The sequence below is a fragment of the Thiomonas sp. TH-17 genome, from assembly GCF_057473305.1.
Window position 1 is genome coordinate 1 of the sequence record NZ_JBYCKI010000034.1, and the last position, 6,333, is coordinate 6,333.

Consider the following 6,333-nt stretch of genomic DNA (forward strand, 5'->3'; position numbering starts at 1 on the left):
CCCGTGGCCGCGCTCGACGCCGAGGCCGAGACGGCGCTGGTGGCGCTGGCGCTGGAACTGGCGCGGCAGGTCATCCTGCATGAACTGCGCACGCAGCCCGAAGCGCTGCTGCCCATTGTGCGCAAGGCGCTGGCGACCTTTCCGGCGCAGGCCGGGGCGCCTTCGGTACGGCTTCATTCGCTTGATCTGGACGTGTTGCGCAGCGCCGCGCCCGACCTCGAAACCAGTGGCGTGACCCTGCTGGCGGACGACGCCCTGCAGCGCGGCGATCTGATCGTGGCTGCGGCCGCGCCGGGGCAGACCGCCACGCCCGACCGCCGCTGGCGCACGCGCTCGCGCGAGGCGGTGAGCGAACTCGATCTGCGCATTGAAGAGCGCTGGCGGCAGATCATGACCCGGCTGTTCGAGGAAGGGCTGCAATGAGGGGGCTGCAATGAGTCTGGCCCAGGTATCGCGCCATCTGCAAACCTTGCAGCATCGCCTGCAATCGGGCGGGCCTTTGCCTCTGGTGTACAGCGGCAGCCTGGTGCGGGTGCGGGGGCTCATTCTCGAGGCGCAGGGGCTGGAGGCCAGTCTGGGCGAGCGTTGTCGCATCAGCACCGAGCAGAACCGCGTCATCGACGCCGAAGTGGTGGGTTTCAACGGCGATCATGTGCAGCTCATGGCGCTAGGCGAAGTGCAGGGCCTCACGCCGGGGGCGCGGGTGCATCCCGTGCCGGGCGATATTCGCATTCCCGTCGGGCCCGAGCTGCTCGGGCGCGTGCTCGACGGCAACGGCCGCCCGCTTGACGGCGACGGCGCGCTGCTGGCGTCTCACTACACCACCTTGTCGACCCAGCAGATCAACCCGCTGGGCCGGGCGCTGGTGCGCCAGCCGCTCGACGTGGGCGTGCGCGCGATCAATGCGCTGTTCACCGTGGGCCGTGGCGCGCGTATGGGGCTGTTCGCGGGCAGCGGCGTGGGCAAGAGCGTGCTGCTGGGCATGATGGCGCGCAACACCAATGCCGACGTCATCGTGGTGGGCCTCATCGGCGAGCGGGGCCGTGAGGTCAAAGAGTTCATCGAAGACATTCTGGGCGTGGAAGGGCGCAGCAGGGCCGTCGTGGTGGCCGCCCCGGCTGACGCTCCGGCGCTGACCCGCATTCGCGGCGCGCGTCTGGCCACCGCGATGGCCGAGTATTACCGCGACAAGGGGCTGAACGTGCTGCTGCTGATGGATTCGGTCACCCGCTACGCCCTGGCGCTGCGCGAAGTGGCGCTGGCCGCAGGCGAACCCCCGGCGGCGCGCGGTTTTCCGCCCTCGGTGTTCGCCAAGCTGCCGGCGCTGGTGGAGCGCGCGGGCAACGGGCCGGAGGGCGGCGGCAGCATCACCGCGTTCTACACCGTGCTGATGGAGGGCGACGACCAGCAAGACCCGGTAGCCGACAACGTGCGCGCCATTCTCGACGGCCACATCGTGCTCAGCCGCCGTCTGGCCGAGCAGGCGCATTTTCCGGCTATCGACCTGCAGGCGTCGATCAGCCGCGTGATGCCGGCCATCGCCAGCCCGCTGGAACTTCGGCGCATGCAGAAGCTCAAGGAAATGCAATCGCGCTACGCAAGCCAGCAAGACCTCATCGCCGTGGGCGCCTACACCCCGGGCGCCGATCTGCAGCTCGACCAGGCGGTGCAGGCGCACGCCGGCATCCGCGAGTTTTTGATTCAGGACATGCACGCCGCCGTCGGCCTGACCCAGAGCCGACAAGAACTGGCCGATCTGATGACGCCCTACATCCCGGAGCTGTCAGGTTTTTGACGATTTCGGCCGAGAAATCGCCGGCCTGCTCAATGCAAGGTTTACACTTTGCCTGAATCAAATTCAGCCCCCAGCGCATGACCTACAACAACACCCTTAGCCCGCAGCGGCTGGAGACCCTTCAGGCTTTGCATGCGCAAGCCGTAGAGGCCAGTGAGAATGCGGGCCAACTCGTGGGTAAACAGCAGGACATTCTTCGAGCCGCGCAGGCGAAGCTCGCACAGCTTGAAAGCTATGCCGCGCAATATCGTGAACAGATCCAGACCCTGGGCGCCGTCGGTACCGCCTGGAGTCAGGTGCGCGACCTTCGCGGTTTTGTCGATCGCATCGAATCGGCCATCACCGCGCAGAAAGTCGAACTCAACCGTCAGCAGCTCGTCCTGACCGAACTCATGGGGCAATGGACGGCGGCGCGCCAGCGCGAAAAGGCGTTCGAGGTGCTGATCGACCAGCATCAGGCGCAAAAGCGCCAGGGACAAAAGGCCAGCGCCCTGAAAAACCTGCAGGAATGGGCGGTACGGCGAGCGTCGCAATTCCTGCCCAGCTCGCAGCAGCGGTCTGATTTCTGAAGTCGAAAAATCAGTTAGTCAGGCTGGCGCAGGTTTTGCTTAGAACGGGTATCTACTCGTTTGAGCCGCCATCATGCCGCTGATCGTTCCTGTCGTGTCCACTCCCGCTGCGCCGTCCGCCGAATCAATGTCGGCCGGTGCTCCAGCTTCTCAGGGCGAGACCGGGCCACGCTTTTCCGACGCGCTTTCGCGGGCGGGCAAGGGCGCACCATCGTCATCCGCTTCAGCAGGCTCGGCAAAGGCGCAGAAGCCGACCGAGGCGCCGTCTTCAGACGCAAAAGTTGCCGCTCAGGCGCGGGGCAAGGCCGATTCGCCTCAGGCGCAGTCATCCGCGCCATCACAAGATTCTGAGGCCGCGAATGCGAGCGCATCGGCTTCTGCCCTCCAGGCCAGCGGGGTGCTCGAAGCGGCAATGGCGGCATCGCAAAGCGGCAAAAACTTGCCGCAGGACGACCGCAAGACCGCGTCGAAGGATGCCAGCCCGGCAGCCGTACCTGGCCCCGTGCTCGCCGCCATGCTTCAGGCGCCTGTTGTCGCCTCGGCTGGCACAGCGGTTGCGACTGAGACCAAGGACGCCAAAACCTTGCCGACCTCTGCTCTACTGGCCCGACCGCAGAACGACCCGCTGACAGACCGGCAGGCGAACTTTGGGCGCGCGGGAGCGCAGGCGGGCGGCATGATCAAAACCGCCGAGAGCCTGCCCGCGTGGATGCAGAACCTGGCGGGCAACGCTGCCGACGCCGCACAGCCCAGCCGATTCGCGGCCCTGCATCAGGCCATCACCCCGGCTTCAGACCTTTCGGCCCTGCAGGCCTCGCCGTCGAACCATGCCGACTCAAGCCCGTCGGTGACCTCACCCACCCAGATCGGGCAGGCGTTGACCGTGGGTATGCCGCAGGCCAACCCGGTCTCGCAGGCGGTCTGGGCGGCTACGGTGCCCGCCCATATGGGTTCGCCCGACTGGGGGCAGGCGATGAATCAGCAGGTCTTGCTGGCAGCACAGGGGCAGCAGCAATTCGCCACGCTGCATCTCAATCCGCCGCAGCTCGGGCCGCTCGAAGTCCATCTGCAGATGCACGATGGCCAGATTCAGGCGCAGTTTGTCTCCGCGCATGCCGTGGTGCGGCAGGCGGTCGAGGCGGCGCTGCCGCAACTGCGCGATGTGTTTGCCGACGCCGGGCTGTCGCTCGGCCAGACTTCCGTCGGCACACAAGGCGGGCAGGGCGATCGCCAGCAGGCGCGCTCGCAGCGTGGCACGTCGGGATCGAGCGCGATTGCCGACATCGCCGCAGGCGGCGCTATTGGCGCTTCTGCCGCGCAGGTCTTGCGCTGGCAGCAGGGACTGGTGAACACCTATGTGTGAAAACCTGGGAGTCTTTCAGGCTGCGGCCGGTGTGCTGCACGGAGCGGCGCCCCTTCAAAAACCCCGCCCTTGTGTCGTTAAACCCTGCAGTGAAAAGGCATTGATCGTCCTTCACGCGCAAAGGGTGCGCAGCGTGCGCACCCCAATCAGCACATCGGGAGCGGGGTATGGCGGAACAAGAGGCCAAAGCCAAGGAAAAGGGCGGCGGCAAGACCAAGTTGATCATCATCATTCTGGTGGCGGTGATCGTGCTGATGGCCGGAGGCGGCGCCGCGGCATTTTTTCTGATGAAACCCAAGGCAGTGCCCACGGCGGCCGAAGTGGCTGCGCAGGCTGCGGCCGAGAAGGCGAAGAACATGCGTTTCATCAGCATGGAGCCGTTTGTCACCAATCTGCAGAGTACCGACGGCTCGGTGCATTACCTGCAGGTCAAGATCGATCTCAAGACATACGATCCTTCGGTTGAAGGCAAGGTCAAGCTCATGACGCCCGAACTCCGCAACAACATTCTGCGCATTCTCGCGGCCCAGTCGATCGACAAAGTCGATTCGGTGGAAGGGCGCGATCACCTGCGCGAAGACATCCTGCACTCGGTGAACAAGGTACTCGCAGGCGCGCCTGCGGTGGCTGCGGCGGGAGAGGGTCATGGCGGCGGGGGCGGCGCGGCTGCCGCTGCGCATGGTCATGACGGGGCGCCGATCGACGGCGTATTTTTCACCGCTTTCGTGGTGCAGTGAAATGAAACAGCCTCCAAGCTCGCTTTGCTCGCTGCTCCCCGAGGGCATTGCCCGTTGCTTCGGAACGGCCGTGCGGAACTGACATGGTTCAAGACGTCCTCTCCCAAGACGAAGTCGACGCGCTGTTCGGCGGCATTTCGGGCGATGCGCCGACGGCCGAGCCGGAGGCGGCGGACGAGGGCGGCGTGCGTCCTTACGACCTGGCCAGCCAGGACCGCATCGTGCGCGGGCGCATGCCCACGCTGGAGGTCATCAACGAACGCTTCGCCCGTTTGTGGCGGGTGAGCCTGTTCAACTTTCTGCGGCGCGCCTCTGAAATCTCGGTGTCGTCTGTGAAGCTGACCAAGTACAACGAGTTCATTCGCGGCCTGGTTGTGCCCAGCAATCTCAATCTGGTGCAGATGAAACCCTTGCGCGGAACCGCGCTGTTCATCTTCGACCCGCGGCTGATTTTCAGTGTGATCGACAATTTTTTTGGCGGTGATGGCCGATTTCACGCCCGCATCGAGGGCCGCGACTTCACCGCGCTGGAGCAGCGCATCATCAAGCGCATGCTCGACATGGTGTTCAAGGAATACAAAACCGCCTGGGCGCCCGTGCTGCCGCTGGAGCCCGAGCTCACGCGCTCCGAAGTCAACCCGCAGTTCGTCAACATCGCCACCCCGACCGAGGTGGTCATTGTCTCCACCTTCGATGTCGAGATCGAGGGCGGCGGCGGCAGCCTGCACGTGTGCATCCCGTACAGCATGGTCGAGCCCATCCGCGATCAGCTCACCACCGGCATGACCACCGACCGCAGCGAGGTCGATCACCGCTGGGTCAAGGCCTTGCAGACTGAAATGCGCGAGGCCGAAGTGGAAATGCGCGTCGAACTGCTGCAACGGCAAATACTGGTGCGCGAACTGCTGAGTCTGCGGGTCGGCGATGTCCTGCCGGTGGACATGCCCGACACCGTGATTGCCCGCGTGGACGGCATTCCCGTGCTGCTGGGCGAGTATGGGCGGCATGAAGACAAGATGGCGCTCAAGATTCGCCAGCAGCTTTTCCCGGAGGCGCCCGAGAAGGCGCAACTCCTGGCGCACGGCGCGCACTGATTCCGATCCCTCATACCGCAGGACATTCCATGGCAGAAGACACCTCCACCGACACCGCAGCCGCCGACGATCTGGCGGACTGGGGCGAAGCCATGGCGGAGCAGGGCGTTGCCGCCGAGCCTGAGGCCGCCCCGGCAGAGCCGCCCAAGGTGCAACCCGCCCCCTTCGCCGAACTTCGCGCCGACCAGGGCGGCGGCGCGCCCAACAACCAGCTCGATCTGGTGATGGACATCCCCGTCACGCTTTCGGTGGAACTGGGCCGCACCAAAATCCAGATTCGCGAACTGCTGCAACTGGCGCAAGGCTCAGTGGTCGATCTCGACCGGCTCGCCGGCGAACCGATGGATGTGCTGGTCAACGGCTTTCTCATCGCGCGCGGCGAAGTCGTGCTGGTGAATGACAAGTTCGGCATTCGCCTGACCGACATCGTCAGCCCGACCGAGCGCGCCCGGCGATTGGCTTGATCCGCTGGCCCTCAAGCCAATCTGAACTGCAGCATGCTTTCCTGCAAAGCCTGCGCCTGCGCATTCATTTCTTCAGCCGTGGCCGCGAGCTCTTCCGAAGCCGAAGCGTTCTGCTGCGTCACCGCCGAGAGCTGCGCCACCGCCTGATTGATCTGCTGCATGCCCGTGGACTGCTCTTCGGAGGCCGCCGTGATCTCCTGCACCAGATCCGAAGTCTTGGAGATATTGGGTGCCATCTGCGCAATCAAGCTGCCTGCGGCATCCGCCTGCTTCACCGTCGAAGTCGCCAGATCGCCAATCTCCTTGGCCGC

The 6,333-nt window shown here is 65.1% G+C and carries 7 protein-coding genes and 1 pseudogene; 7 read left to right on the forward strand and 1 reads right to left on the reverse strand.

All coding sequences use genetic code 11. The features are described 5' to 3' along the window. The 7 genes from AC2VLV_RS02705 to fliN all read left to right on the forward strand — a co-directional run. The coding region (locus AC2VLV_RS02705) for a FliH/SctL family protein (RefSeq protein ID WP_486988510.1) at positions 1 to 423 on the forward strand (423 nt) is incomplete at its 5' end. Positions 424 to 433: 10 nt separating this feature from the next. Then, positions 434 to 1,795 (forward strand): FliI/YscN family ATPase, encoded by a 1,362-nt coding sequence (locus AC2VLV_RS02710; RefSeq protein WP_486988511.1) that lies wholly within the window; start codon positions 434 to 436, stop codon positions 1,793 to 1,795. A 77-nt stretch (positions 1,796 to 1,872) separates the two neighbouring features. Next, complete coding sequence (locus AC2VLV_RS02715) at positions 1,873 to 2,364, forward strand: flagellar export protein FliJ (RefSeq protein ID WP_486988512.1); 492 nt, start codon at positions 1,873 to 1,875, stop codon at positions 2,362 to 2,364. 73 nt (positions 2,365 to 2,437) lie between these two features. Next, a complete protein-coding gene (locus AC2VLV_RS02720; protein ID WP_486988513.1) occupies positions 2,438 to 3,727 on the forward strand; it encodes a flagellar hook-length control protein FliK in 1,290 nt (429 codons plus the stop codon). A gap of 167 nt (positions 3,728 to 3,894) precedes the next feature. After that, the gene (locus AC2VLV_RS02725; RefSeq protein ID WP_486988514.1) at positions 3,895 to 4,464 is read left to right on the forward strand and encodes a flagellar basal body-associated FliL family protein; all 570 of its coding nucleotides are present in this window, start codon (positions 3,895 to 3,897) and stop codon (positions 4,462 to 4,464) included. Positions 4,465 to 4,547: 83 nt separating this feature from the next. Further along, positions 4,548 to 5,558 carry a flagellar motor switch protein FliM gene (gene fliM, locus AC2VLV_RS02730; RefSeq protein WP_486988515.1) on the forward strand — a complete coding sequence of 337 codons (1,011 nt, stop codon included), beginning with the start codon at positions 4,548 to 4,550 and terminating at the stop codon, positions 5,556 to 5,558. 29 nt (positions 5,559 to 5,587) lie between these two features. Next, on the forward strand, positions 5,588 to 6,022 hold the full coding sequence (fliN, locus tag AC2VLV_RS02735; protein ID WP_486988516.1) for a flagellar motor switch protein FliN: 435 nt from the start codon (positions 5,588 to 5,590) through the stop codon (positions 6,020 to 6,022). Positions 6,023 to 6,033: 11 nt separating this feature from the next. Here the strand turns inward: fliN and AC2VLV_RS02740 are convergent. Next, a pseudogene (locus AC2VLV_RS02740) lies at positions 6,034 to 6,333 on the reverse strand (methyl-accepting chemotaxis protein); the annotation flags it as partial.

Excerpts from the sequence above, each read along its gene's own strand:
- AC2VLV_RS02710 (WP_486988511.1), top strand. The coding sequence starts at position 434 with ATGAGTCTGGCCCAGGTATCGCGCCATCTGCAAACCTTGCAGCATCGC.
- AC2VLV_RS02715 (WP_486988512.1), top strand. The coding sequence starts at position 1,873 with ATGACCTACAACAACACCCTTAGCCCGCAGCGGCTGGAGACCCTTCAG.
- AC2VLV_RS02720 (WP_486988513.1), top strand. The coding sequence starts at position 2,438 with ATGCCGCTGATCGTTCCTGTCGTGTCCACTCCCGCTGCGCCGTCCGCC.
- AC2VLV_RS02725 (WP_486988514.1), top strand. The coding sequence starts at position 3,895 with ATGGCGGAACAAGAGGCCAAAGCCAAGGAAAAGGGCGGCGGCAAGACC.
- fliM (WP_486988515.1), top strand. The coding sequence starts at position 4,548 with ATGGTTCAAGACGTCCTCTCCCAAGACGAAGTCGACGCGCTGTTCGGC.
- fliN (WP_486988516.1), top strand. The coding sequence starts at position 5,588 with ATGGCAGAAGACACCTCCACCGACACCGCAGCCGCCGACGATCTGGCG.